At 63.8% G+C, this 24,575-nt stretch carries 21 protein-coding genes; 14 read left to right on the top strand and 7 right to left on the bottom strand.

The window, feature by feature from the left end; all coding sequences use genetic code 11:
* The first annotated feature begins 14 nt into the window (after positions 1 to 14).
* From hpaD to hpaH, 3 genes are read left to right on the top strand one after another with little or no spacing between them, the layout of a single operon-like run.
* The gene (gene hpaD, locus NKJ18_RS17395) at positions 15 to 995 is read left to right on the top strand and encodes a 3,4-dihydroxyphenylacetate 2,3-dioxygenase (RefSeq protein WP_023692268.1); all 981 of its coding nucleotides are present in this window, start codon (positions 15 to 17) and stop codon (positions 993 to 995) included.
* 29 nt (positions 996 to 1,024) lie between these two features.
* The gene (locus NKJ18_RS17390) at positions 1,025 to 1,900 is read left to right on the top strand and encodes a fumarylacetoacetate hydrolase family protein (RefSeq protein ID WP_352758989.1); all 876 of its coding nucleotides are present in this window, start codon (positions 1,025 to 1,027) and stop codon (positions 1,898 to 1,900) included.
* Positions 1,894 to 2,703: a 2-oxo-hept-4-ene-1,7-dioate hydratase gene (gene hpaH, locus NKJ18_RS17385; protein WP_352759095.1), complete on the top strand. Its 810-nt coding sequence runs from the start codon at positions 1,894 to 1,896 to the stop codon at positions 2,701 to 2,703. The genes NKJ18_RS17390 and hpaH overlap by 7 nt, the downstream gene beginning before the upstream one ends.
* 17 nt (positions 2,704 to 2,720) lie before the next feature.
* On the opposite strand, the gene NKJ18_RS17380 is transcribed toward hpaH, so the two are convergent.
* Genes NKJ18_RS17380 through NKJ18_RS17355 form a run of 6 tightly spaced genes read right to left on the bottom strand, consistent with a single transcriptional unit; the run spans position 2,721 to position 9,172 of the window.
* Positions 2,721 to 3,752 carry a phosphotransferase enzyme family protein gene (locus NKJ18_RS17380; protein ID WP_023699844.1) on the bottom strand — a complete coding sequence of 344 codons (1,032 nt, stop codon included), beginning with the start codon at positions 3,750 to 3,752 and terminating at the stop codon, positions 2,721 to 2,723.
* Positions 3,749 to 5,056 (bottom strand): aminotransferase class III-fold pyridoxal phosphate-dependent enzyme, encoded by a 1,308-nt coding sequence (locus NKJ18_RS17375; RefSeq protein ID WP_352758987.1) that lies wholly within the window; start codon positions 5,054 to 5,056, stop codon positions 3,749 to 3,751. The genes NKJ18_RS17380 and NKJ18_RS17375 overlap by 4 nt, the downstream gene beginning before the upstream one ends.
* A 33-nt stretch (positions 5,057 to 5,089) precedes the next feature.
* Complete coding sequence (locus NKJ18_RS17370; RefSeq protein WP_023708115.1) at positions 5,090 to 6,439, bottom strand: aminotransferase class III-fold pyridoxal phosphate-dependent enzyme; 1,350 nt, start codon at positions 6,437 to 6,439, stop codon at positions 5,090 to 5,092.
* 20 nt (positions 6,440 to 6,459) lie between these two features.
* The gene (locus NKJ18_RS17365) at positions 6,460 to 7,122 is read right to left on the bottom strand and encodes an HAD family hydrolase (protein WP_027050169.1); all 663 of its coding nucleotides are present in this window, start codon (positions 7,120 to 7,122) and stop codon (positions 6,460 to 6,462) included.
* A complete protein-coding gene (locus NKJ18_RS17360) occupies positions 7,119 to 8,402 on the bottom strand; it encodes a Tm-1-like ATP-binding domain-containing protein (RefSeq protein ID WP_023729179.1) in 1,284 nt (427 codons plus the stop codon). Before NKJ18_RS17360 ends, NKJ18_RS17365 begins: the two co-directional genes overlap by 4 nt.
* Entirely contained in the window at positions 8,402 to 9,172 is a 771-nt protein-coding gene (locus NKJ18_RS17355; RefSeq protein WP_352758984.1) for an IclR family transcriptional regulator, read from the bottom strand. The genes NKJ18_RS17360 and NKJ18_RS17355 overlap by 1 nt, the downstream gene beginning before the upstream one ends.
* 166 nt (positions 9,173 to 9,338) lie before the next feature.
* Between NKJ18_RS17355 and NKJ18_RS17350 the strand changes: the two genes are divergently transcribed.
* The 3 genes from NKJ18_RS17350 (at position 9,339) to NKJ18_RS17340 (ending at position 13,529) form a co-directional block, all read left to right on the top strand.
* Entirely contained in the window at positions 9,339 to 10,787 is a 1,449-nt protein-coding gene (locus NKJ18_RS17350; protein WP_352758981.1) for an APC family permease, read from the top strand.
* Between the two features lie 64 nt (positions 10,788 to 10,851).
* Positions 10,852 to 12,045, top strand: coding sequence for a cytochrome P450 (locus NKJ18_RS17345; RefSeq protein ID WP_352758978.1), 1,194 nt, complete (start codon positions 10,852 to 10,854; stop codon positions 12,043 to 12,045).
* Positions 12,042 to 13,529: an aldehyde dehydrogenase gene (locus NKJ18_RS17340; RefSeq protein WP_352758976.1), complete on the top strand. Its 1,488-nt coding sequence runs from the start codon at positions 12,042 to 12,044 to the stop codon at positions 13,527 to 13,529. The genes NKJ18_RS17345 and NKJ18_RS17340 overlap by 4 nt, the downstream gene beginning before the upstream one ends.
* Before the next feature lie 175 nt (positions 13,530 to 13,704).
* Here the strand turns inward: NKJ18_RS17340 and NKJ18_RS17335 are convergent, their stop codons facing one another.
* The gene (locus NKJ18_RS17335) at positions 13,705 to 15,993 is read right to left on the bottom strand and encodes a mechanosensitive ion channel family protein (protein WP_352758974.1); all 2,289 of its coding nucleotides are present in this window, start codon (positions 15,991 to 15,993) and stop codon (positions 13,705 to 13,707) included.
* Positions 15,994 to 16,275: 282 nt separating this feature from the next.
* Here NKJ18_RS17335 and NKJ18_RS17330 point away from each other — a divergent pair, with 282 nt between their 5' ends.
* The 8 genes from NKJ18_RS17330 to NKJ18_RS33015 all read left to right on the top strand — a co-directional run bounded on the left by NKJ18_RS17330 (position 16,276) and on the right by NKJ18_RS33015 (position 24,570).
* On the top strand, positions 16,276 to 16,878 hold the full coding sequence (locus NKJ18_RS17330; protein WP_023667842.1) for an ANTAR domain-containing response regulator: 603 nt from the start codon (positions 16,276 to 16,278) through the stop codon (positions 16,876 to 16,878).
* Between the two features lie 2 nt (positions 16,879 to 16,880).
* Positions 16,881 to 18,119, top strand: a complete 1,239-nt coding sequence (locus NKJ18_RS17325; RefSeq protein ID WP_031199262.1) for a CmpA/NrtA family ABC transporter substrate-binding protein — start codon at positions 16,881 to 16,883, stop codon at positions 18,117 to 18,119.
* A gap of 338 nt (positions 18,120 to 18,457) precedes the next feature.
* The gene (locus NKJ18_RS17320; RefSeq protein ID WP_023667844.1) at positions 18,458 to 19,786 is read left to right on the top strand and encodes a CmpA/NrtA family ABC transporter substrate-binding protein; all 1,329 of its coding nucleotides are present in this window, start codon (positions 18,458 to 18,460) and stop codon (positions 19,784 to 19,786) included.
* Positions 19,787 to 19,880: 94 nt separating this feature from the next.
* Positions 19,881 to 20,771: a nitrate ABC transporter permease gene (ntrB, locus tag NKJ18_RS17315; protein ID WP_023682697.1), complete on the top strand. Its 891-nt coding sequence runs from the start codon at positions 19,881 to 19,883 to the stop codon at positions 20,769 to 20,771.
* A gap of 10 nt (positions 20,772 to 20,781) precedes the next feature.
* Positions 20,782 to 21,579, top strand: coding sequence for an ABC transporter ATP-binding protein (locus NKJ18_RS17310; RefSeq protein ID WP_023682696.1), 798 nt, complete (start codon positions 20,782 to 20,784; stop codon positions 21,577 to 21,579).
* A gap of 4 nt (positions 21,580 to 21,583) precedes the next feature.
* Entirely contained in the window at positions 21,584 to 24,034 is a 2,451-nt protein-coding gene (nirB, locus tag NKJ18_RS17305; protein ID WP_023708118.1) for a nitrite reductase large subunit NirB, read from the top strand.
* 5 nt (positions 24,035 to 24,039) lie between these two features.
* Positions 24,040 to 24,369 (top strand): nitrite reductase small subunit NirD, encoded by a 330-nt coding sequence (gene nirD / locus NKJ18_RS17300; RefSeq protein ID WP_023686954.1) that lies wholly within the window; start codon positions 24,040 to 24,042, stop codon positions 24,367 to 24,369.
* A 3-nt stretch (positions 24,370 to 24,372) separates the two neighbouring features.
* Entirely contained in the window at positions 24,373 to 24,570 is a 198-nt protein-coding gene (locus tag NKJ18_RS33015) for a hypothetical protein (protein ID WP_502906166.1), read from the top strand.
* The last annotated feature ends 5 nt before the right edge of the window (positions 24,571 to 24,575 follow it).

The raw sequence follows: 24,575 nt of genomic DNA, 5'->3' as shown, positions 1-24,575 counted from the left end.
CCGGAGGACATCGCATGCCACTGCCCAAACCAAACCTCTATCCCGCCTTCAACATCGTGCGCCTCAGCCATGTCGAACTGGCGGCCACCGACCTTGCGAAATCCCGCGCCTTCTATGTCGACACGCTCGGCCTGCAGGTTACCGACGAGACATCGGACGCCATCTATCTAAGGGCCCTGGAAGAGCGCGGACACCACTGCATCGTGCTGAAGAGGGCCGGCAGCGCCGAAGCACGCGATCTCGGCTTCAAGGTTTTCTCGGATGAGGATCTCGACAAGGCCGAGCATTTCTTCAAGGCAAAAGGCCTGCCGGTCGAGTGGGTCGAGCGACCGTACCAGTCGCGCACCTTCCGCACCCGCGACCCGCACGGCATTCCGCTCGAGTTCTTTGCCCAAATGGAAAGGCTGCCGCCGATTCATCAGAAATATGCGCTCTACAAGGGCGTGAAGCCGCTGCGCATCGACCACTTCAACTGCTTCTCGCCCAATGTCGACGAGTCCGTCGCCTTCTACAACGAGCTTGGCTTCCGCGTCACCGAATACACCGAGGATGCCAGTAGCGGAAAGCTGTGGGCGGCCTGGACGCACCGCAAGGGCGGTGTCCACGACATCGCCTTCACCAACGGTGTGGGTCCGCGCCTGCATCACGTCGCCTTCTGGGTGCCGACACCGCTCAACATCATCGACCTGCTCGATCTGATGGCGACGACCGGTTACCTCGCAAACATCGAGCGCGGCCCAGGCCGGCATGGCATTTCCAACGCCTTCTTCCTTTATGTCCGCGACCCGGACAATCACCGCATCGAGATCTATTGCTCGGACTACCAGACGGTCGATCCGGATCTGGAGCCGATCAAATGGGACCTCAAGGACCCGCAGCGCCAGACGCTATGGGGCGCGCCGGCGCCGAAAAGCTGGTTCGAGGAGGGCAGCACCTTTGCCGGCGCGGCCGCACGCCAACCGGATTTGGCGGCGTCGCCGATCATCGCACCGTGACCACAGACGCGAACCTGACGGAGACCGGGATGACTGCACATGGGCGGCTCGCCACCTTCACCGTCGGCGGCAAGACGCGCTATGGCGTGGTCACAGATAAGGGCGTCGTCGACCTGTCGGCGCGGCACAGCCAGTGGCCGACGCTGCGCGAAGTGATCGAGGCCGGCGTGCTACGGCGGCTGGCGGAAGAGGCCGAAGCCCACGCCGTCGATTTTCCAGTCGGCGCCATCGCTTATGAAATCCCTGTGCCGTCGCCGGAAAAGATCATCTGCGTCGGCGTCAACTACCCGGACCGCAACGAAGAGTACAAGGACGGCCAGGCCGCGCCTTCGAACCCGTCGCTGTTCATCCGCTTCCCCCGCTCCTTCGTCGGCCACAACGCGCCGCTGGTGCGGCCGCCGGAATCGCCGCAGCTGGACTATGAGGGCGAGATCGTCATCGTCATCGGCAAGGGTGGACGACGCATCGCCGAGAGGGATGCGCTTGACCATATCGCGGCACTATCCCTGTGCAACGAAGGCACCATTCGCGATTGGGTACGGCACGCCAAGTTCAACGTCACGCAGGGCAAGAATTTCGACCGCACCGGCTCGCTCGGTCCGTGGCTGGTGCCGTTCACCGACGAGGCGCAGATTGCCGACATCGCGCTGACCACCCGCGTCAATGGCGAATTGCGCCAGCAGGACCGCACCAGCCGGATGATCTTCTCGTTCCGCAAGATCATCGCCTATGTCTCCACCTTCACCACGCTGGTGCCAGGCGATATCATCGTCACCGGTACGCCGACCGGCGCCGGCGCCCGCTTCGACCCGCCGATCTGGCTGAAGCCGGGCGACGTGATCGAAGTCGAAGCCGACGGCATCGGCGTGCTCCGCAACGGCGTCGTCGACGAGGCAGCATCGTGACCCCCGAGCAAGTTGAAGATGCCGCGGCAAGGCTGTTCGAAGCCGAGCGTTCGCGCCGCCAGATCCGTCTGCTCAGCCTCGACTTTCCCGAGGCAACGATGGAGGACGCCTATCGCGTCCAGGCAGCGCTGGTGAAACGCAAGACCGATGCCGGGCTGACCCCGAAGGGCTGGAAGATCGGCCTGACATCGAAGGCGATGCAATATGCGCTCGCAATCGACACGCCGGATTCGGGCGTGCTGTTCGACGACATGTTCTTCAACGACGGCGCGACGATACCCGTCGGCCGCTTCATCCAGCCGCGCGTCGAGGCCGAGATAGCCTTCGTCATGAAGGCCCCGCTGAGGGGCCCAGGCGTGACCATCTTCGACGTGCTCAACGCCACCGATTATATCACGCCGGCGCTCGAAATCCTCGACACGCGCATCGAACGCGTCAATGCCGAGACAAAGAAGGCGCGCACTTTCTTCGATACGATTTCCGACAACGCCGCCAATGCCGGCATTGTCATCGGCGGCCGGCCGCAACGACCCGATGAAGCCGATATGCGCTGGATCGGCGCCATCGTCTCGCGCAATGCGGAGGTCGAGGAGACCGGGCTTGGCGCCGGCGTGCTCAACCATCCCGCGATGGGCATTGCCTGGCTGGCGGACAGGCTCGCCAACTACGGCATGTCCATCGCGGCCGGCGAGGTGGTGCTGTCCGGATCGTTCGTGCGCCCGGTCGAGGCGCGGCCCGGCGATACGATCGTCGCCGACTTCGGCAGCTCGGGAACGGTCAGCATCCATTTCGTCAAGAGCTGATGGCTCTCATCGGCTCGTCAGTTGGGCTGTTCGCCGCGCAAGTAGTCAATCACCACATCGGCCGCGATGGTCGACATGCGCAAGCCGACATCCCTGGTGATGTCGCCTTCGACGCGGCTTTGCACCCAGCCAAGAAACGCGAAGGCACGCAAGGCGGCGAATAGAGGCAATGCGGCGATGTCCTGCGGGGTCAGCGCACGCTCTTGCTGGTAGCCGTCAAGCAAAGCGGTCTCGATCAGCGGGTAGATCGCCTCCTCGCGGTTCTGGTAGAGGGCGACGGCAAGGTCGTACATGTGCCAGCCATGGCCGCAATCGTCGAAATCGATGATGCGCACCGCGCTGTCATGGATGAGCACGTTTTCGCGCACCAGATCGGCGTGGATGATGCCGAAATTGCGCGCGCTGCGCTCATGTTGCGACAGCGCCTTCACTGCCTTGTCGCGCGCCTGCAAGACCAGCGCGCGGCGAGGACCATCGAGAAAGGGCGAGGTCTCGAACCGGCCCCAGACCGGGTTCGCACCGAAGAAGCCGTCGAAGTTCCAGGCATGGCGGGCGAACCCCGCGGGCGGCGTCCACGAGGCAGTGACATTGTGCATATGGGCGATGGTCCGCCCGATCGCCGTGAAGATCTGGATCGACTGGTCGGCCGTGTAGACCAGTGGCACGCCGCGTGCGCCCACGGCGCGGCCCTCCAGCCAGCTCAGGCAATCGGCCTGCCGGGGCTGCGCCGAGGTGGCCGTGCTGACAAGCACGAACGGATCGCCGGCCTGTGTTGCGACGCAAGACGGCGTGGCGACGCCGGCGGATTGCAGGAAGCCCATCCATTGCAGTTCCGAACGCAGCGCGGCGTCCGTGTGGTAGCCGAGCCGGTGGATGCGCATGGCTGCCGGCTGGCCATCCGGCAGCCGCACGCGGAAGACGGCGTTCTCGCGGTGCTTCAGAAGTTCCGGCTCAGAGTTGCGGACGCCCCAATGTTCGAGCGCACGCCTGGCAAGCTCCGTGACATCGGCTGCCGTTTCGGGCTCGCATTGGGTGGAAACAGAATTCACGCCGGCACTCCGCCGACTTCGCCCAGCACCTCGTCCAGCAGGCCGATCAGGAAGTCGGCATTGTCGCGCGAGAACGGCATGGGCGGGCGGATCTTGAGCACATTGCCGTGGATGCCGGTCTTGCCCATCAGCACGCCGCGATGGCGCATGCGGTTGGCGACCTGCTCGGCAATGTCGGGCGCCGGTTCGCGCGTGTCGCGGTCGTGGACCAGCTCGGCGCCGAAGAACAGTCCGGCCCCCCTGACCTCGCCGATGCACTCATGCCGATCGGCCAGCGGGCGCAGCAGGCCAAGCGCATAGGCGCCGACGTCTTGCGCGTTGGCGACAAGGTTTTCCTGTTCGATGACGTCGAGGACGGCATTGGCGACCGCGCAGGAGACCGGGTTGCCGCCAAAGGTGTTGAAGTAGCGGAACGCGTCGCGGAAGGCCGCAAGTAACTCCTTGGTGGTGACCACGGCCGCGATCGGATGGCCATTGCCCATCGGCTTGCCCATGGTGACGATGTCGGGGACGAAGCCGGCGCGCTGATGGCCCCAGAAATGGCTGCCGGTGCGGCCGAAGCCGGGCTGCACTTCGTCGGCGATGACCAGACCACCGGCTTCGCGCACGGCCCCCAAGGCGTCGTCGAAAAATCCGGTGGGCAGAGCCGAGAAACCTTCATTGGCGAGCAGCGGACACAAGATGATGCCAGACAGGCCAATGCCGTCCTGTGCCAGCGAAACGATCGCTTGACGCACGGCGTCGCCAAAGGCCTTGCCATTGGCCATCGCATCGGGATGGCGATAGCTGTCGGGGGCCGGCACCAGCCTGACATGGGGGGCGCGGCCGCGGATCGGAGGCATGCGCGTGCTGAGCTGCGAAACCGCCGCCGTGTTGCCATGATAGGTGGCGTCGGTGGCGATGATGCCCATATTGCCGGAGGCGGCCTGCGCCATGCGCAGCGCTATGTCGTTGGCCTCGCTGCCGGTACAGGTCAGGATTGCGGTGGCGAGGCTTGCATCGAAGGTCGCCGTCAGCCGCTCGACATAGTCGAGAATTGCGGTGTGCAGATAGCGTGTGTGGGTATTGAGCAGGCTTGCCTGACGGCACAAGGCCTCGACCACATGCGGGTGGCAATGGCCGACATGGGCGACGTTGTTGTAGGCATCGAGATACTTGCGGCCGTCGGCATCGTAGAGCCAGACGCCTTCGCCGCGCACCAGGTGCACGGGCTCGTCGTAGAACAATTGCGATTTCGCGCCGAGCAGGCGGGCACGCCGCTTGACGAGCGCTTCCTCGCTCGGGTTCTTCTCAGATTGGGTCATTGCGTACCAAACTCCATTGCGTCAGCGGGTCTATCAGGCCCTCGACAGACCTGCATCGATGGCCTCGCCGATCTTTGCCACGTCGGCGGCGCCGATGATCAGCGGCGGCGACAGGATGATGTTGTTGCCGGACACGCGCAGCATGACGCCGGCGTCATAAGTGGCTTCCGAAACCACTGCCATGGTCTTCTTGTCCACCGGCTTTTTCGTCGTGCGATCGGAGACCAGCTCTAGCGCAGCCATCAGGCCCTTGTACCTGATGTCGCCGACGATCGCGTGCTTGGCTTTTAGCCCCTCCAGCGTCGCCGCGAGCTCGATGCCGCGCGCGGCTGCGTTCTCGTCCAGGCGAAGCCGCTTGGTCTCGGCAAGTGCAGCCAGCCCTGCCGCGCAGCCGACAGGATGGCCGGAATAGGTATAGCCATGACCGATCGCCCCGAAGCTGGTCTTGTCGGCCTCGAAGACGTCGGCGACCTTGGCGCCGATCAAGGTGGCGCCGAGCGGGAAATAGCCCGAGGTGATCGCCTTGGCGATGGTCATGAAATCCGGCTTCACGCCGGATAGCCGCGAACCCGACCAGGCGCCGGTGCGACCGAAGCCCGTGACCACCTCGTCGGCGATCAGCAGGATTTCGTGGCGGTCGCATATCTCGCGGACCAGCGGCATGAAGCTGTCATGCGGAACGATGACGCCGCCGGCGCCGAGAACCGGCTCCATGATGAAGGCGGCAATGGTGTCGCCGCCCTGGAAGGCGATCTCGTCCTCCAGCGCTTTGGCGCACAGTTTGGCTAGCCGCGCCGGATCGGTCTCATCGAACGGATTGCGGAAGGTCCAGGGTGCGGGAATGTGGAAGACGCCGGGCATAAGCGGCTCATAGTTGCGGCGGAAATTGGCGTTGCCGTTGACTGACGCGCCACCGAAATGGGTGCCGTGATAGCCCTTCTTCAGCGCGAGGAATTTTGTCCGGTCGCCCTGGCCGCGGATCTTCCAGTATTGGCGGGCGAGCCGCAGTGCGGTTTCGACCGAATCCGAGCCGCCCGAGGTGAAGAAGGTCCGCACCATGCCTTCCGGTTCGAACCATTCGCTGAGTTCGTAAGCGAGCTCGATCGACGGGCCGGTCGACGTGCCGCGAAACCCGGAATAGTAGGGCAGGGCGCTGAGCTGGTCGGCGATGGCCTTCTTGATCGGGTCGCAGGAGTAGCCGAGATTGACGTTCCACAGGCCGCCAACCGCATCGAGCACGGTGTTGCCGTCGATGTCGGTGACCATCACGCCTTCGCCTTTCATGATCACCTTTGGCGGGTTGGCCCGCATCTCGGCCGGGTGTGCCATCGGATGCCAGATCGGCTTGGCGTTTTTCTCGGTGAGGAAATTGATGTCGCGCATCGCAAGGCTCCGCAAATGTCTCAGGAGATGAGGTCGAAATGGCCGAGGGCCTCGGCATAGGAAAGTGCCGGTCGCGCGACGTCGAAATGAACCGTGCGCATGCCGGCGGCACGGCCGCCATCGACATTGCGCTGCTGGTCGTCAACGAACACACAGGCGCCGGCAGGCAGGCCAAGCGCCTCGGTCACCAAGGCATAGGCGCGCGGATCGGGCTTGAGGATGCGGGTATAGGTGGCGTCGACGATGGTGTCGAACAGCTCGAGCAGCGGCAGCCGCTGACGGAAGCCGGCGCCATAGAACAGATCTAGCTCGTTGGACAGGATCGCCAGGCGAAATCCCGCCGCATGCACGGTCCGGATTGCGCGGACGGCTTCGGGCCGCACGATCTTTTCCGGCTCGGCTCCGCGTGCGCGCTGGACGAATGTCTCCATCGCCTGCCAGTCCTCGCCGACGAGCCGGCCGACTTCGCTGGTGCGGGTGCGCCAATAATCGCGCTCGCTGATCTCGTCGGCCTGCATTGAGCGCCACAGCGGATCTGAATCCGGGTCGAACGGCCCGTACCATTGCAGCGTTCCCGGCGCGAGGCCGAGCGCCTGTTCGGTCAAGGCATGGGTCTCGAAAAGGGTCCGGGTGACGACGCCGCCGAAATCGAGGACGAGCGCCTGGGCAGGAACAGCGCTCACGCAGCCACTCCCTTGGCCGGCATGCCGCGCGGGATGATGCCTTCCTCGACCCAGCGGTCGAAGATTTCGAGCGCCTTGCCGACGAACTCGTCGCTGTTGATGTGGGCGTCGATCTCGTGGAACTCGACGCCGGCGGGAATGGCCTTGCGCATCTCATCGGTGAACGCCGCGAGGGCTTCGGGTTCGTACAGCGGCTCGCCCTGCGCATCCCATTCCTGGATGCCGCCGGAGGGCAGGATGAAAGCGGAGCGCCCCTTCGACGCACCGAGCTTGGCGGCGATGGTCCTGGCGACTTCACGGCGGTCGGCGGCATCGACGGTGATCGAGCCGATCAACCTGTTATGAGCATGGAATGGCCGTTGCGCGAACTTTGTCGGCAGCGCCTGCCAGGTCGGCAAATCGACCATGTCTACGGCGCCAGGGGCTGCGATCTGCGGAATGCCGCGGGCGCCGGCATTCTCGAGCCGGTCGGCGCCGGAGCTGACGACCGAGCCGGCAAGATGATTGGTGATCTCCTGCAGGCTGAAGTCGAACACCGCGCAGAAATGGTCCTGGCTGGCGATCGATTCGAAGGCCCGGCCGCCCATCCCGGTGGTGTGAAAGACCGCGACATCATAGCCGCGCTGCTCCAACGCCGGCTTCAGCGTCTTCATATAGCGCAGGCAACTGCTGCCCAGAGAAGTCATGCCGATGGTCGGCCCGACCGCCGTGGCGGAAGCACGGGATGCAAGCACGATCCTCGCCGCACCGACGACCGCGCCGCAGGCCTGGGAAAGGACCAGCTTGCAGATGGTGTTGAGGCCGTAGAGCCCGCCTGCCCACAGGATCATCATCAGGTCGGGCGCGACACGCTCGGGCGGAATGAGGTGCGAGTAGGCGATGGTCGAGACGACGAATTTCGGCACGCCGAGCGGCAGGCACAGCGCGACATCGAGCGCCAAATCGGTTCCCATCGAACCACCGATGGCGATGAAGGCGTCGATCTCGCCGCGCTGATGAAGCTGGCGCACCAGCTGAACGGCGCCGACTGCCATCAATGTCATGGCGGTGTTTTCATCGCCGCTCGAGACGATTTCGGCCATCGTCACGCCAGCGGCCCGCGCAACGGCATGCTTGTCGTGATCGGGACTATAGGCGGGGTCGCCCAGCACGCTGACATCCATCATCACGGCGCGGCCACCCGATGCCTCGATGCACGCTTTCATGAACAGCAGTTCGTCGGTCTTGGTGTCGCCCGTGCCGATGACCAGGATGCGGGGCGTTGCCATACTTACAGACATCAGGCCTGCCTCCTCAGGGTTTGCAGGTTTTCGCCATTGAGGCGCATCGAAATCTCCCGTGCTGCGGTCACAACCGCAAGCCCTCGTTCCACGATCGTAGCCGGTGTCGTCCTGGCCTTCGGGGCTGCCACCGCAATTGTCCCCAGCGCAAGACCATCGGCGGCGCGGATTGCAGCCGCGACGCCGATCACGCCGTCCTCATGGCCCTGGTCGCAGATTGAATAGCCGCGGTCGCGCGCCTCGCCGATCGACTTTGAAATGGCGGCCGGCTCGACGAGGGTATGATCGGTGAAGGCCTCAAGCGAACCTGTCAGGCATGCTTTCACGGTCGCGTTGTCGGCGAAGGCGAGATAGGCGATGCCGGAGGCGGTGGAATGCAGCGGCAGAAGCTGGCCGACATCGATGTTCACCCGGTTTGCCCAGCTTGAATGCTCGACATGGACGGTGATCAGCCTGTCGACGCCGAATTCCGACAGATGCACCGTCTCGGTTGTCGAACCCGCCAAATCCTGCGCCACGGGAATTGCCGTTTGCAGGAACGGGAAGCAGGCTTCGCGGATACGCGCCAGCCGCGACAGGCCGGCGCCGAGGCGATAGTGCCGCGTGCCGGCATCCTGCTCGATGAAGCCATGGCCGCCCAGCGCCATCAGCAGCCGCCGCGTCGTCGCCTTGTCCAAGGCGCACCGCCGCGCGAGATCGGAAAGTCCGAGCTCGGGCTCGTCCGCCGTGAACAGCTCCAGAAGTGAAATCGCCTTGCCGACCGTACCCATCCAGCCTCCCGCTCGGATAGAAACTTAATGTGTGAATTAACTTGACAGGCATCGGCATTCTTTGCAAGTCTATATTCAAAATAAGGGTTCAAATAATGAACCGATGGCGTTTAGGGAACAGGCCGAGCGGCCGCGAACCCAGGGGTTCGTAAAACTGGAGGGACAAATGTCAGCAGTTTCGGAACAGGCGCCCGCCAACAGGCTGCGCAAGAACAGTCTTGGCGTCGGCGCTATCACCTTCATGGTGATTTCGGCGGCGGCGCCGCTCACCGCGGTCGCCGGCGGCACGCCGCTCGGCATGCTTATGGGCAATGGGGCGGGCTTTGCCGGCACCTATCTTATCGTGACCGTGTTGCTGCTGCTGTTTGCGGTCGGCTACGTCGCCATGTCGCGCCATGTCGGCAATGCCGGCGCCTTCTATGCCTATGCCGCGCGCGGGCTCGGCGGTTTTGCCGGCGGCGCAACCGCAATCATCGCGATCCTGTCCTACAACGCCATGCAGATCGGGGTCATGGGCCTGCTGGGGGCCGCGACCGCCGGCCTGTTCGCCGGCTGGGGCATCGACCTGCCCTGGTGGGTATGGAGCTTCATCGCCGTCGCCATCGTCGCGGTGTTGGGCTACCGCCAGGTCGACCTCTCGGCCAAGATCCTGACGGTGCTGGTGCTGTGCGAATACATCGTGGTGCTGGTGCTAGACCTCGCCATCCTCAAGACCGGTGGCGACAGCGGCCTCTCGGCGGCGCCGTTCAGCTGGAGCCAGATCGTCAGCGGCTCGCCCGCCATCGCCATCCTGTTCTGTTTCGCCGCCTTCATCGGTTTCGAGGCGACGACGATCTACGCCGAGGAAGCCCGCGACCCCAAGGTGACCATTCCGCGCGCCACCTATTTCTCCGTGCTGCTGATCGGCGTCTTCTACATGGTCACGGCCTGGCTGATGGCGGTCGGCGCCGGCGTCGACAAATTGTTGCCCGCACTGCAGGCGCTTCAGGATCCGACGACTTTCCTGTTCGGCCTGTCCGACCGCTACGCCGGAACCATGCTGTCGCACGCCATGGGCATCCTGTTCGTGTCGAGCCTGTTTGCCGGCGTGCTGGCGTTCCACAACGCGGTTGCCCGCTACATCTACGTCTCGGGCCGCGAGAAGCTGTTGCCTGAAGCGATCGGCGTGACGCATTCAGTGCACCAGAGCCCGCATGTTGCTTCCGTCATCCAGAGCGCGTTGGCAGCGATCGTCATCGGACTGTTCGCGGTGCTCGGCCTCGATCCGGTTCTGGCGCTGTTTTCCTGGCTGACCAATGTCGCGACGCTGGGAGTCATCGTCATGATGGCGGTGGCCTCGCTCGCCGTGGTGATGTACTTCCGCGCCAACCCGTCGACGCAGGAGAATGCGCTGAAGACCACCATCCTGCCTGGGCTGGCCTTCATCGCTTTCGTCGTCATCATCTACCTGATCGTCATTAATTTCGGTGGCCTGTCGGGCGCCAGCGGCTCCCTCGGCGTGTTCCTGCCGGGGCTGGTGCTGATTGCCGCGGTGGTCGGTCTGCTGCTTGCCGGTGCGTTGAAGAGCAGGGATCCGGTTGCCTTCGAAAATCTCGGCGTGCCGCTGAAGGACTAGGACAAAGGACAAGGGGGTAGCGCGTTCGGCGCCGCCCCTTTCCATCGCAAAGGGAGTACCGGCGTTGAGCTTTGCCGAGAGCATCACCGTTGAGGCGCTGGAAGCCGATCCGTATCCGATCTATGCGGAACTGCGGCGCAGCGCGCCTGTCGCTTTCGTGCCGGCGGTCAATCTCTGGTTCGTCACCCGCTGGAAGGACGTCGAGACCGTCGCAAAGTCACCCGACATCTTCTCCGCCGTCGTCGGTACGTCTCCGGTCGAACGCTCGTTCGGCAAGCCGACCATCCTGACCACCGACGGCGAAACGCACAGACAGCTGCGCCAAGGCGTCGATCCGAAATACCGGCCGCGCACCGTCGCCGCCTATGCCGGCGACCTCGTGCGGTCGATTGCCGAACCTTTTCTCGACCGGATCGCCGAACAAGGCTCCGCCGAGCTGATGGCGGATTATTTCGAGCCGGTGTCGACGCTCAGCCTGGCGCGCTCGCTGGGCCTTGTCGACATCGACATGGCGACGCTGCGCCGCTGGTTCTATGGCCTCGCGCAGGGCGCCATCAATTTCGAGAACGACCCAAAACGGCAAGAGATCGCCGACGCGATCAGCGCCGAGGTCGGCGCTGCCATCCGGCCGACTCTGGATAGACTTGCGCGCGCCCCCGACGACTCGGCGCTGTCGCATATGCTGCATGACGGCATGCCGGAAGGCACGACGCGGCCGATCGAATTCTTGGTGCCAAGCATCAAGGTCATTCTGCTTGGCGGCATGCAGGAGCCCGGACATGGTGCCGGTTCGATCCTCGCCGGCCTGCTTGCGCATCCCGAACGATTGCGGCAGGTGCTCGCCGATCTCGAGACCTTTGTGCCCAGGGCTGTCGATGAAGGCTTGCGCTGGGTGGCGCCGATCGGAACCCAGACGCGGCAGACGACGCGGGCGGTCGAGCTTGGCGGCGTAACGATCCCTGCCGGCGCCGCGGTCGCTGCACTTGTCTCCTCGGCAAGCCGCGACGAGAGCCGCTTTGCCGATCCAGACCGCTTCGACATCAACCGCAGGGAAGGCAATCATGCCGCCTTCGGCTTTGGTCATCATTTTTGTTCGGGCCGGTTTTTCGCGCGCGAGCAGATGTGCCTTGCGTTAAGGCTGCTGCTCCTGCGCTTCCCCGATCTCAGCCTGGTGCCAGGCAAGGTGCCGGTGTTTCGCGGCTGGGAATTCCGCGCGCCAACCACGTTGTATGTTTCCTTGGGAGTCCGCCATCAATGATCAGCCAGAATGCCATCGACGCGCTGCGCAAGACGGAGATCGGCGAGCGGGGCTTGTTTATCGATGGCGTACAGGCCGCAGCGACGAGCGGCGCGACGCTGGCGGTGATTTCGCCGATCGACGGCCGCCCTTTTGCCAGCATCGCCGACGGCAATGCCGCCGACATCGATCGCGCGGTCCGATCGGCGCGAAAAGCATTCGAGAAGGGTTCATGGTCGCGCGCCGCCCCCGCCTTTCGCAAGAAGGTGCTGACGAAATTTGCCGAGCTGATCGAAAAACATGTCGATGAGCTGGTCGTGCTTGGCGTGCGCGACAACGGCACGGAGATCGGCATGGCCTACAAGGCCGAGCCGCTGTCGGCGGCCGGCACCATCCGCTACTACGCCGAGGCGATCGACAAGGTCTATGGCGAGATCGCGCCGACGGCCGACAATGTGCTCGGGCTGATCCACAGGGAGTCACTCGGTGTCGTCGGCGTCATCGTGCCGTGGAACTTCCCGCTGATGATCGGTGCCTGGAAGATTGCGCCCGCACTGGCCACCGGCAACAGCGTCGTCGTCAAGCCGCCGGAGATCGCCTCGCTGACCTTGCTGCGGCTGGCCGAACTCGCAAGCGAGGCTGGACTTCCCGAAGGCGTGTTCAACGTCGTTACCGGTCATGGTGCTGTCGCCGGCGAAGCGCTTGGCCTCCATATGGATGTCGACGCCATCGCCTTTACCGGATCGGGGCCGGTCGGCCGGCGGCTGCTCGAATACTCCGCCCGTTCCAATTTGAAGCGGGTCTTCCTCGAGCTTGGCGGCAAGTCGCCCAACATCGTCTTTGCCGACGCTCCGGACCTGAAGCAGGCGGCGGTCGTCTCGGCCAACGGCATCTTTCGCAATTCAGGCCAGGTCTGCGTGGCGGGCTCGCGTCTGCTCGTCCAGTCGTCGGTCTATGATCTTTTCATGGACGAACTTGTCTCGGCAACCACGCGGCTCAAGGTCGGCGACCCGCTCGATCTCGCCAGCGATATCGGTGCGGTATCGAGCGCCGAACAGCTGGACAAGAATCTCGGCTTCGTCGCCATGGCGCAAGCCGAAGGCGCCCGTCTCGTCGCCGGTGGCGAACGGATACTGACCGAGACCGGCGGCAGCTACATGGCGCCGACGATCTTCGAGAACGTGACGCAAGAGATGCAGTTGGCGCGCGAGGAGGTGTTCGGACCGGTGCTCGGCGTGATGCGCTTCGGGACCGAGGAGGAGGCGGTGCATCTGGCCAACTCCACTGTCTACGGACTTGCCTCGGCGGTGTGGACCGCCAATCTTTCCACGGCCCATCGCATGGTGCGCGCCATCAACGCCGGTGTCGTCCACGTCAACACCTATGGCGGAGCCGATATCACCGTGCCGCTTGGCGGCGTCAAACAGTCCGGTTTCGGCCGTGACAAGTCGCTGCATGCGCTGGAGAAATTTGTCGACCTCAAGACCGCCTGGATTGCGCTCTGAGCCTCGCGGAAAGGCCAGCATATCTGCTCTTTTCGTCAAGCTTGGCCTCAGAACGCCACGCTGGTGCTGGTTGGCGGCGACCGCGTCGTCGCTATCGGCAGCTCGACTAGCGTGGTGTCGCGGGTCCAGGCTTTGCGCGGAAAGCCGTGTTGCGACCGGCGGGTATCACAGCGTCCTACTCCGTTGTGCCGGCTTTTTTTCTGCGCCGATTGGTGTGCGACTGGGCGACGGCCATTCGTAATTCAGGTGTGACCTCCAAAGGCGCATTCTCTGTCCCATGCGGGTCTTGCAGCCCCTGGACGTGGACGGTCGGGAATGGGAGTTCGATGCCCTGCTCCTTGAAGGCCTGGCGGAGGCGCAAAAAGAACCTGCCTTTCATGCTGAAGGCGCCTCCAGGTCTGGTCGTGACCTTGACCCTCAAGACGATGCCGTACTCGCCGAACTCCTGCACCCCCTGCATCTTGATCGGTTCGATCACCCAGTGTTTGAACTCCGGATCATCCGCCAGTTCCAGGCCAATTCGCTTGATCAGTTTGCGGGCGAAGTCGATATCGGTGTCATAGCCAACGGTGATGTTGAATTTGTCGGTGACCCAGTCACGGCTCTGGTTCTGCACGGCGCCGAGTTCACCGAAAGGTATCGTGAACAGCGGACCACGATGGTGGCGCAGCTTCACCGAGCGCAGCGAAAAGCTCTCCACCGTACCCCTGTAGCTGCCCGATGAAATGTATTCGCCGACGCGGAAAGCATCGTCGAGCAGATAAAACACGCCAGAGATCACGTCCTTGACGATGGTTTGCGCGCCAAAACCCACGGCGACGCCGACGACGCCGGCGCCGGCGATCAGCGGGCCGATCTGGATTCCGATCGAAGCGAGCATCATCAGCACCGCCATCACGATGATCACCGCGAGCAGAATGTTCTGAATGATCGGCAACAGCGTGTGCAGCCGCGCCTGATGCGGATCGAGGGTGAGGATGTCCTCCTCGCCCATCACGGCTTGCGGTATCGCGACGCCCAGCTTTCGTTCGATCAAGGCTTTGATGATCGACCAGCCGAAATCGGCAGCAAGGGCAATGACCACGACGTTGATCAAGCCGCGCAATATGAGCATGGTGGTCGTATCGCTGCCGCGCATGGATTGCATGTCCAGGCCCAGTACGCGTGCGAGAAGGTAAGCCGCCGCGAGGATGAAAATCATCCGGATACCGCGATCGATGACAGCGATCGTCACCGCCGGGATCGTCGGCCGGCCCGCATCTTCCGAACCGGGCCGCAGGACGAAATTAACCCCGCGCTCTGTCAGCACAATTGCCAAAGGCAGGAAGAATGCGGTGAAGGTAAACCAGAAGAATGTGTAGAGGCCGGCAATGCGTTCGAGGAACAGAACGACGAAATAAGCCGTCAACAACCATGTCACTGCCGTGTGACCGCTGTGGCGCGCGCCGTCTCGCTGCGTTCTTGGCCGACGCCAAATGGCCAGCAGGAAGAGCAACAGCAGGATGAAATCGGCGCCGACGGACAGGACCATCATTCCGTCCTGGTCTATGCCGAGACCCGGCAAGAGGACAAACGCGGCGGCGAAGAAGGCGAAAACGCCGACGATCCGGGGCAGCCAATAAGCCCAATGGTCAGCAGCTCCGTTGGTGATCGGCAGGGCACGAACCTCGATGGCGTGCTCGACCTCCATGAAAGAAGGGACGAGCGTGGCCATCACGTATAGGCGCACAGCCCACGTAAAGACCGCAGCCATCAGAAATGTCAGCACAATCTCGCGGATGAGCGCTGGCCAGTCGAACAGCATGAACGCACCGGCGCTGCCCAGCGCGAACGAGCCGATCATCATGCTGGAATAAAGCGTGCGGCCGCCGATCTTCTTGGCCCGCCCGATGGGCGTATCTCTGGGTTGCGCGATGATCCAAAGACGAAATGGACGGGTGAGCTTGTATATTGCCCAGGTGAGCGCCAGGCCGGCAGCGATAAAGATCGCAATCAGCACCAATATGCTGACGGGGCCCTTGCTGGACATATCGTCCATGGTATTGGCCCGGACGCGCGCGAACTGGTCCGGCAGCGAAGGCAAGGTTCGCACGATCTTTTCGATGTGATGCTTGATCCGATCGAGCGTCGAGGATGCCATAGTATTCATCTGGCCCGGTGCGGCCACGGCGTCGGCCGGCGGAGCGCTAGTCTCGGCAGGCGCTTCCGTCGATCCTGCGCCCTGATTTCGTTGCTCGGCCACCCAGGCCTTCACCGACGGATCGTCGAGAAGCTCGAACAGCTGTTTGACCTTGTCGGGCGTGACGGCGGCCGGTGCCTGGGCCTGTGCCGGACCAGCCAACAGGAGGGCGATGCCAAGGACGAGTGGCCCGGCTATCAGGACGAACATCGCCGTCAGGTTCCCGGGACGCCGTGCTGGGCGCGCCGGCTCCCTGGCCCCCAATCGTCGTTTCATGAGCAGCATCGTGCGGTAACCTTCCGGTCAGATCGGCGAGCAAGGACAGCTATGTCCGTCGTTGCCCCCACCTTTAACAAGCCGATGTTGCGGTGCAAGTCTCATCGCACCTAGACCGTTGGGTAGGGCACCAGGCGACCGGCAAGGCTGTCGTCACCAGTGCCAGCGTTGCGCTGCATTCCTTGTCCCGACCACCTAGACCGGGTCGTTGTCGGTCGTCGGTTGCTCCGCGGCGGGAGCCTGTGACCATGCCGCATTGCACAATTTTGCGACCTTGCCCACAATGCACGCATGGTCCGCAGCTCACTCGCCGTCCTGGTCATCGACGAAAACCGTATCCGCGCCGCGATCATCGAGGCAGGTTTGCGCGAGGCCGGCCATGAGCGGGTCACCGTCATCCACGACGTGACCGGCATTGCGCGGCGCATCGCCGAGATCGAGCCGGACGTCATCGTCATCGATCTGGAAAACCCGAACCGCGACATGCTGGAAAACATGTTCCAGCTGTCGCGTGCGGTGAAGCGGCCGATCGCCATGTTCGTCGACCGATCGGACCAGGCATCGATCGAAGCGGCGGTCGATGCCGGCGTTTCGGCCTATGTGGTCGACGGCCTCAGGCAAGAGCGCGTCAAGCCGATCCTGGACATGGCGGTCAGCCGCTTCAACGCTTTCTCGCGCATGGCGCGCGAGCTGGAAGAGGTTCGAGGGGAGCTTGAGAGCCGCAAGGTGATCGACCGTGCCAAGGGCATCCTGATGAAGTCGCGCGGCCTGACCGAAGAGGCCGCCTACACGCTGCTGCGCAAGACGGCGATGAACCAGAACCGCAAGATCGGCGACATTGCCCAGAGCCTGGTGACTGCCGCCGGGCTGCTCGGGCCGTCGGAGGACGAATGAGCATGAGCGCCGAGCACCAGATCACCGCCGGCTTCATGCCGCTCTTCGACAGTGCCGTGCTGGTTGCGGCGGGTGAGCTTGGATTTGCCGCACGCGAGGGCATCGATCTCACACTGCACCGCGAGACCTCCTGGGCCAACATCCGCGACCGCATCGCCATCGGCCATTTCCACCTGGCGCACATGCTGGGGCCGATGCCGCTCGCCTGCAATCTCGGGCTGACGCCGCTTGCTTCCGAGACCATCGTGCCGTTTTCGCTCGGGCTTGGCGGCAATTGCATCACCATCTCCAACGCCGTCTGGGAAGGCATGGCGGCACACGGCGCCATACCCGATCTCGAGCCCGCGCGCGCGGGCGCAGCCCTCGGTGCCTTCATTCGCGACCGCGCCGGGGCTGGCGGCGATCCGCTGCGCTTTGCCGTGGTGCACCCGCATTCGGGGCATAATTACGAACTGCGCTACTGGCTTGCCGGGTGCGGCATCGATCCGGAGCGCGAGATCGAGATCGTCATCGTGCCACCGCCCTTCATGGCCGATGCGCTGGTCGCCGGGCGGATCGACGGCTACTGCGTGGGCGAGCCCTGGAACAGCGCCTCGGTCGCCGCCGGCACCGGCCATATCGTCACCGTCAAGGCGCTGCTGTGGCGCAACAGTCCGGAGAAGGTGATCGGCGTGCGCAAGGCCTGGTCGCAGGAGAACCCGGTCGCGCTGGCAGCATTGCTGCGCGCGCTGCATCATTCGGCGCGCTGGTGCCAGGATCCGGGCAACCACGCCGAACTGGCTGGTGTGATGGCTCAAGCTGGCTTCCTGGGCCTGCCACCAGCTGTCCAGATGCCGATCCTGACCGGCCATCTTGAACTGGGCGGCGGCGCCGAACTGGATGTCGACGACTTCTTCCTGCCCTTCGACAAGGCGGCGAACTTTCCGTGGAAGAGCCATGCGCTGTGGTTCTATACGCAGATGGTGCGCTGGGGGCATGTCGAGCACACGCCGGAAAACCTTGCTATCGCCCGTGACTGCTACCGTCCGGACCTCTACCGCTCGGCGCTAAAGCCGCTTGGCGTTGCACTTCCCGGCGCCAATGCGAAGGTCGAGGGCGCGCTTAAGGTCGCCACGGCTGTCGGTGCGACTGGGGCAGGCTTGGTGCTTGGGCCGGACGGCTTCTTCGACGGTCAGACCTTCGACCCCGACGAGATCGACGGCTATATAGCGCGCCAGAAAGTCGCTCGCGCGGAAGCCTGATCATTCTCGCGCCATTCTTGTGCATTGCACAAAAAATGTGCGTGCGATTGCTGTAATGAACAATCTTTGACCTGCTTGCGATGTCGCCTCACGTGCCGGCGTCTGGCGCGTAATGTTGATTTCATTTAGGTTTTTCGTTTCACTCAGAACTGGCACGGTTCCTGCTTTGAATTAGCCAGACCCTTCGCGGGTCACGGAACAGGCGTCCAATGGCGGGCGCCACAGGCAAAGCTGCCGCTCAGGTCAACGACGCGATCCCGGATGTACGGACGCGCGAGGCCTGGACGGCGGCTTTTTTGTTTTGGGCCACTCGACGAAGCGTTCAACCGGAGATCACGATGAAAGAAAAAATAGGAAAATGGATCGGGACGGGAACATCGCTCAAGGATGTGACGCGCCGCGATTTTCTTGTCAGCAGCGCCATGACGGCCGGCCTGTTCGTGGCGGCCCGCAAGCTCTTCCCCTCGGGCGCCTATGCCGCCACGACCGCTCCGGAGGTCACCGGCGCCAAGCTCGGCTTCATCGCGCTGACCGACGCGGCGCCGCTGATGATCGCCAAGGAGAAGGGGCTGTTCGCCAAGTTCGGCATGCCCGACGTCGAGGTGATCAAGCAGGCCTCCTGGGGCGCGACGCGCGACAATCTGATGCTCGGCGGCGAAGCCAACGGCATCGACGGCGCTCACATCCTGACGCCGCTGCCCTATCTCATGCACACCGGCAAGGTGACGCAGAACAACCAGCCGATGCCGATGGCTATCGTGGCGCGGCTCAACTACGACTGCCAGGGCATTTCGGTTGCGCAGGAATACGCCGGCACCGGTGTCGGGCTCGACGCCTCCAAGCTGAAGGACGCCTTCGCCGCCAAGAAGGCGGCCGGCAAGGAAATCAAGGCCGCCATGACGTTCCCGGGCGGGACCCATGATTTGTGGCTCCGTTACTGGCTTGCCGCCGGCGGCATCGATCCCGACAAGGACGTCTCGACCATTGTCGTGCCGCCGCCGCAGATGGTCGCCAACATGAAAGTCGGCAACATGGACGTGTTCTGCGTTGGCGAACCGTGGAACGAACAGCTCGTCCACCAGGGCGTTGGTTTCACCGCCGCCACCACCGGCGAACTGTGGAAGGGTCATCCCGAAAAGGCGCTCGGCCTCCGCGCCGAATTCATCGACAAATACCCGAACGCCACCAAGGCGATCGTGATGGCCGTCATGGAGGCCCAGCAATGGTGTGAGGCCACGGAGAACAAGGACGAGATGGCCGCCATCATCGGCAAGCGGCAATGGATGAACGTGCCTGTCGCCGACATTATCGGCCGCCTCAAGGGCGACATCAACTACGGCAATGGCCGCGTGGCCACCGGCACTGACCTCTACATGAAATTCTGGAAGGGTGGCGTCTCCTATCCCTACAAGAGCCACGACAGCTGGTTCCTCGCCGAAAACATCCGTTGGGGAAAATTCGCGCCGACCACCGACATCAAGACGCTGGTCGATCAGGTCAATCGCGAGGATATCTGGCGCGAGGCGGCGAAGGATCTCGGCGTTGCCGCAGCCGATATTCCGGCCTCGTCGTCGCGTGGCGTCGAGACATTCTTCGACGGCAAGATTTTCGACCCGGCCAACCCGTCGGCCTATCTCGACAGCCTGAAGATCAAGGCATCGGCTTGACCGGCGCAAACGGCGCGTTGCGCCGTTTGTCGCCCCCAGCGCAACGGCGCTTCGCCGCTTGTCGCCCGCATCGACCCCGGAGTTATACTCAGACATGTCCATCCAAGCCATTGAGGAAACCACGGTGAAGGCGTTCCCCGCGAAGCCTGCCGCGGTCATCGCTTTCACCGCCAAAGCGCGGCGCCGCTTCGACCCGATCGCGATCGCCGGCAGGCTGGCCACCGCCCTGGTGCCGCCGGTCATCGTTATCGCCTTCATGCTGGTCGTGTGGCAGATCGCCTGCTCGTCGCCGACCGCCAGCCTGCCGCCGCCCAGCCAGGTGTGGAACGAGGCCTATGACCTGATCGCGCATCCGTTCTTCAACAACGGCCCGCAGGATATCGGCCTTGCGTGGCGGGTGCTGATCTCTCTGCAGCGCGTCGCCATCGGCTTCGGCCTGGCGGCGATCGTCGGCGTCGCGCTCGGCGCCCTGGTCGGCCAGTCGATCTGGGCCATGCGTGGCCTCGATCCGGTGTTCCAGATACTGCGCACCGTGCCGCCGCTGGCCTGGTTGCCGCTGTCGCTGGCTGCTTTCCGCGATTCCAGCCCGTCGGCGCTGTTCGTTATCTTCATCACCTCGATCTGGCCGATCATCATCAACACCGCCGTCGGCGTGCGAAACATTCCGGAAGACTACCGCAACGTCTCACGCATCTTGCGGCTCAACCAGTTCGAATTCTTCGTCAAGATCATGGTTCCGGCCGCCGCACCCTACATCTTCACCGGCCTCAGAATCGGCATCGGCCTGTCCTGGCTCGCCATCGTCGCCGCCGAAATGCTGACCGGCGGCGTCGGCATCGGCTTCTTCATCTGGGACGCCTGGAACTCGTCGCGGCTGCCCGACATCATCGTCGCGCTCGCCTATATCGGCGTCACCGGTTTCTGCCTCGACCGCCTGGTCGCTGCGGTCGGCGCTTTCGTCACCCGCGGCACAACGGCAAAGTGAGGAGAGGGCGATGACGGCCTATCTGAAGCTCGACCATATCGACAAATCCTTTGCCCGCGGCGGTCAGGTCAGCGAGGTGCTCAAGGACATCAGGCTGACCATCGACAAGGGCGAATTCGTCTCCATCATCGGCCATTCCGGCTGTGGCAAGTCGACCTTGCTCAATCTGATCGCCGGGCTGACCAAGGTTTCCGCCGGCGCCGTGCTGCTTGAAAACAAGGAGGTCGACAGCCCCGGACCCGAGCGCGCCGTGGTGTTCCAGAACCACAGCCTGCTGCCATGGCTCACCGTCTACGAAAACATCAGCCTGGCGGTGTCGAAAGTCTTTGGTCGTTCCAAGAGCAGGACCGAACGGCATGACTGGATCATGCGCAATCTTGATCTCGTGCAGATGGCCCATGCCAAGGACAAGCGGCCGGCCGAAATATCGGGCGGCATGAAGCAGCGCGTCGGCATTGCCCGGGCGCTTGCCATGGAGCCGAAGATCCTGTTGCTCGACGAGCCGTTCGGTGCACTCGACGCGCTGACGCGCGCCCATCTTCAGGACGCGGTCATGGACATCCATTCCAGGCTCGGCTCGACGACGATCATGATCACCCACGATGTCGACGAGGCGGTATTGTTGTCCGATCGCATCGTCATGATGACCAACGGTCCGGCGGCGACCATCGGCGAGGTGCTTGCGGTGCCGCTGGCACGGCCGCGTCGCCGCGTCGAACTCTCTTCCGACCGCACCTTTTTGCGCTGCCGCGAAGCGGTGCTGAAGTTCCTCTATGAACGTCATCGCTTCGTCGAAGCCGCGGAGTAACGCCATGACCGAAAAGCTCGTCATCATCGGCAACGGCATGGCCCCTGGGCGCATGCTGGAGCATCTGCTCGAACAGGCGCCGGGCCGCTACACCGTGACCATCTTCAACGCCGAGCCGCGGGTGAACTACGACCGCATCATGCTGTCGCCGGTTCTCTCCGGCGAAAAGGCCTATGAGGAAATCATCATCCACGGCGACGGCTGGTACATCGCCAACAACATCACCCTCTACAAGGGTCACAAGATCGTCGCCATCGACCGGGCGGCCAAGACCGTCACCTCCGACCACGGCGTCACCGAGCCTTACGACAAGCTCGTCATCGCCACCGGATCAGTGCCTTTCATCATTCCGGTGCCCGGTCACGATCTGCCGGGCGTGCTGACCTATCGCGACCTCGACGATGTTCAGGCCATGATGCTTGCCGCCCAGTCGCGCGCCAAGGCCGTGGTCATCGGCGGCGGCCTGCTCGGGCTGGAGGCGGCAGCAGGTTTGAACGCCCAAGGCATGGACGTCACCGTGCTGCATGTCATGCCGACATTGATGGAGCGTCAGCTCGATCCAGCCGCCGGCTATCTCCTGCAGCGCGCGGTGGAACAGCGCGGCATCAAGGTCATCACCAAGGCCAACACCCAGGCGATCACCGGCAACGGCAAGGTCGGGCAGGTGGAGCTTGCCGACGGCACCATCATCCCGGCAACGCTGGTGGTGATGGCGGTCGGCATCCGGCCGAATGCGGCGCTGGCCAAGGAGGCCGGCATAGCCGTCAATCGTGGTATTGTCGTCGATGCCGGCATGCGCAGCAACGACCCCGACGTCTACGCGCTCGGCGAATGCGCCGAGGTCAACGGCCAGGTCTACGGGCTGGTCGCGCCGCTCTACGAGATGGCGCGCGTTGCCGCGAACCAGTTGGCCGGCAACGAGGCAGCGGCCTTCGTCCACATGGACACGCCGACCAAGCTCAAGGTCACCGGCATCGACCTGTTCTCGCTTGGCGACTTCGCCGAAGGCGAGGACCGCCAGGAGATCGTGCTGCGCGATGCCGCCGCCGGCGTCTACAAGCGCCTTGTGCTCAAGGACGACCGCATCATCGGCACCGTGCTTTATGGCGAGACGGCGGATGGGGCCTGGTTCAACGATCTCAAGAAGAAGCAGACCGACATATCGGAGATGCGCGACACGCTCATCTTCGGCCAGTCCTACCAGGGGGGTGCCCCGCTGGACCCTATGGCGGCCGTTGCAGCCTTGCCGGATGATGCGGAAATCTGCGGCTGCAACGGCGTTTGCAAGGGAAAGATCACCGGCGCGATCACGGCCAAGGGCCTGGCTTCGCTCGACGACGTGCGCGCCCACACCAAGGCATCGGCTTCCTGCGGTTCGTGCACCGGGCTGGTCGAGAAGCTGATGGTGCTGACCATCGGCGACAAATACAACCCGGCCGCCGTGCAACCGATGTGCGGCTGCACCACGCTCGGCCATGACGAGGTGCGCCGGCTGATCATCGCCAAGAGCCTGAAGACCATTCCCGCCGTCATGCAGGAGCTGGAATGGACGACCTCCTGCGGCTGCGCAAAATGTCGGCCGGCGCTCAACTACTACCTCGTCTGCGACTGGCCGAACGATTACGCCGACGACTATCAGTCGCGCTTCATCAACGAACGCGTCCACGCCAACATCCAGAAGGACGGCACCTATTCGGTGGTGCCGCGCATGTGGGGCGGCGTCACCAACGCCGCCGAACTGCGCGCCATCGCCGACGTCGTCGACAAGTTCGAGATACCGATGGTCAAGGTCACCGGCGGCCAGCGCATCGACATGCTGGGCATCCGCAAGGAGGATCTGCCGGCGGTGTGGGCCGATCTCGGCCAGGCCGGCTTCGTCTCAGGCCATGCTTACGCCAAGGGCCTGCGCACGGTGAAGACCTGTGTCGGCTCCGACTGGTGCCGCTTCGGCACGCAGGATTCGACCGGCCTCGGCATTCGCATCGAGAAATTCATGTGGGGCTCGTGGACCCCGGCCAAGGTCAAAATGGCGGTGTCGGGCTGTCCGCGCAACTGCGCCGAGGCGACCTGCAAGGATGTCGGCGTGATCTGTGTCGACAGTGGCTACGAGATCCATTTCGCCGGCGCCGCCGGCCTCGACATCAAGGGCACCGAAGTGCTTGGCCTGGTCAAGACCGAGGACGAGGCGCTGGAGCATATCGTGGCGCTGACGCAGATGTATCGCGAGCAGGGCCGCTATCTCGAGCGCATCTACAAATGGGCCAAGCGCATCGGCATCCCCGAGATCAAGCGCCAGATCATGGACGACGGTGCAAAGCGCAAGGCCTATTACGAGCGCTTCGTCTTCAGCCAGAAATTCGCCCAGGTCGACCCGTGGTCGGAACGCGTCTCCGGCAAGGACAAGCACGAGTTCCGGCCAATGGCTTCTGTCGGGTTTGCGCAGGCGGCGGAGTGATCAAAATGGACTGGATATCGATCGGCTCACTCTCCGACATCCCGCGGCGTGGCGCGCGCTGCGTCGACACACCCGAGGGCAAGATCGCCGTCTTCCGCACGCAGGACGATCAGGTCTATGCCATCGACGATCATTGCCCGCACAGAGGTGGGCCGCTGAGCCAAGGCATCGTCCACGGCACCGCCGTCACCTGTCCCTTGCACAATTGGGTCATCTCGCTGGAGACGGGCAAGGCGCTCGGCGCCGACGAGGGCGCCGTGCGCACCATTCCTGTGCGGATCGAGGGCGAGCTCCTGTTCATTGCGCTGAAAGCGCTGGCCAGCCGCGCGGCCTGAAGCATGGAACTGGGCGAAGCGCGCGAGGTGAGGACCACCTGCCCCTATTGCGGGGTGGGTTGCGGCGTGCTGGCGAAAGTCGCCGCGGACGGTGAAGTGAGCGGGCCCGGGGGCCCCGCCCCGCCCGCGGCAATAGGGCGGGGCGGGGGCCAGGGCGCGGGCCAGGGCGGAACCCACGGACAAGCCGGCCGGGGGGGGTAACCCCC

The organism is Mesorhizobium sp. M0217 (assembly GCF_040321955.1).
GTDB lineage: Bacteria > Pseudomonadota > Alphaproteobacteria > Rhizobiales > Rhizobiaceae > Mesorhizobium.
Note: the sequence above shows the minus strand (reverse complement) of the source record. Positions and strands in the feature narration are given on the sequence as shown.

Coding starts and splice junctions, on each gene's coding strand:
- hpaD (WP_023692268.1), top strand. CDS start 15: ATGCCACTGCCCAAACCAAACCTCTATCCCGCCTTCAACATCGTGCGC.
- NKJ18_RS17390 (WP_352758989.1), top strand. CDS start 1,025: ATGACTGCACATGGGCGGCTCGCCACCTTCACCGTCGGCGGCAAGACG.
- NKJ18_RS17375 (WP_352758987.1), bottom strand. CDS start 5,056: ATGACCCAATCTGAGAAGAACCCGAGCGAGGAAGCGCTCGTCAAGCGG.
- NKJ18_RS17370 (WP_023708115.1), bottom strand. CDS start 6,439: ATGCGCGACATCAATTTCCTCACCGAGAAAAACGCCAAGCCGATCTGG.
- NKJ18_RS17360 (WP_023729179.1), bottom strand. CDS start 8,402: ATGTCTGTAAGTATGGCAACGCCCCGCATCCTGGTCATCGGCACGGGC.
- NKJ18_RS17355 (WP_352758984.1), bottom strand. CDS start 9,172: ATGGGTACGGTCGGCAAGGCGATTTCACTTCTGGAGCTGTTCACGGCG.
- NKJ18_RS17350 (WP_352758981.1), top strand. CDS start 9,339: ATGTCAGCAGTTTCGGAACAGGCGCCCGCCAACAGGCTGCGCAAGAAC.
- NKJ18_RS17340 (WP_352758976.1), top strand. CDS start 12,042: ATGATCAGCCAGAATGCCATCGACGCGCTGCGCAAGACGGAGATCGGC.
- NKJ18_RS17335 (WP_352758974.1), bottom strand. CDS start 15,993: ATGCTGCTCATGAAACGACGATTGGGGGCCAGGGAGCCGGCGCGCCCA.
- NKJ18_RS17330 (WP_023667842.1), top strand. CDS start 16,276: ATGGTCCGCAGCTCACTCGCCGTCCTGGTCATCGACGAAAACCGTATC.
- NKJ18_RS17325 (WP_031199262.1), top strand. CDS start 16,881: ATGAGCGCCGAGCACCAGATCACCGCCGGCTTCATGCCGCTCTTCGAC.
- NKJ18_RS17320 (WP_023667844.1), top strand. CDS start 18,458: ATGAAAGAAAAAATAGGAAAATGGATCGGGACGGGAACATCGCTCAAG.
- ntrB (WP_023682697.1), top strand. CDS start 19,881: ATGTCCATCCAAGCCATTGAGGAAACCACGGTGAAGGCGTTCCCCGCG.
- NKJ18_RS17310 (WP_023682696.1), top strand. CDS start 20,782: ATGACGGCCTATCTGAAGCTCGACCATATCGACAAATCCTTTGCCCGC.
- nirB (WP_023708118.1), top strand. CDS start 21,584: ATGACCGAAAAGCTCGTCATCATCGGCAACGGCATGGCCCCTGGGCGC.
- nirD (WP_023686954.1), top strand. CDS start 24,040: ATGGACTGGATATCGATCGGCTCACTCTCCGACATCCCGCGGCGTGGC.
- NKJ18_RS33015 (WP_502906166.1), top strand. CDS start 24,373: ATGGAACTGGGCGAAGCGCGCGAGGTGAGGACCACCTGCCCCTATTGC.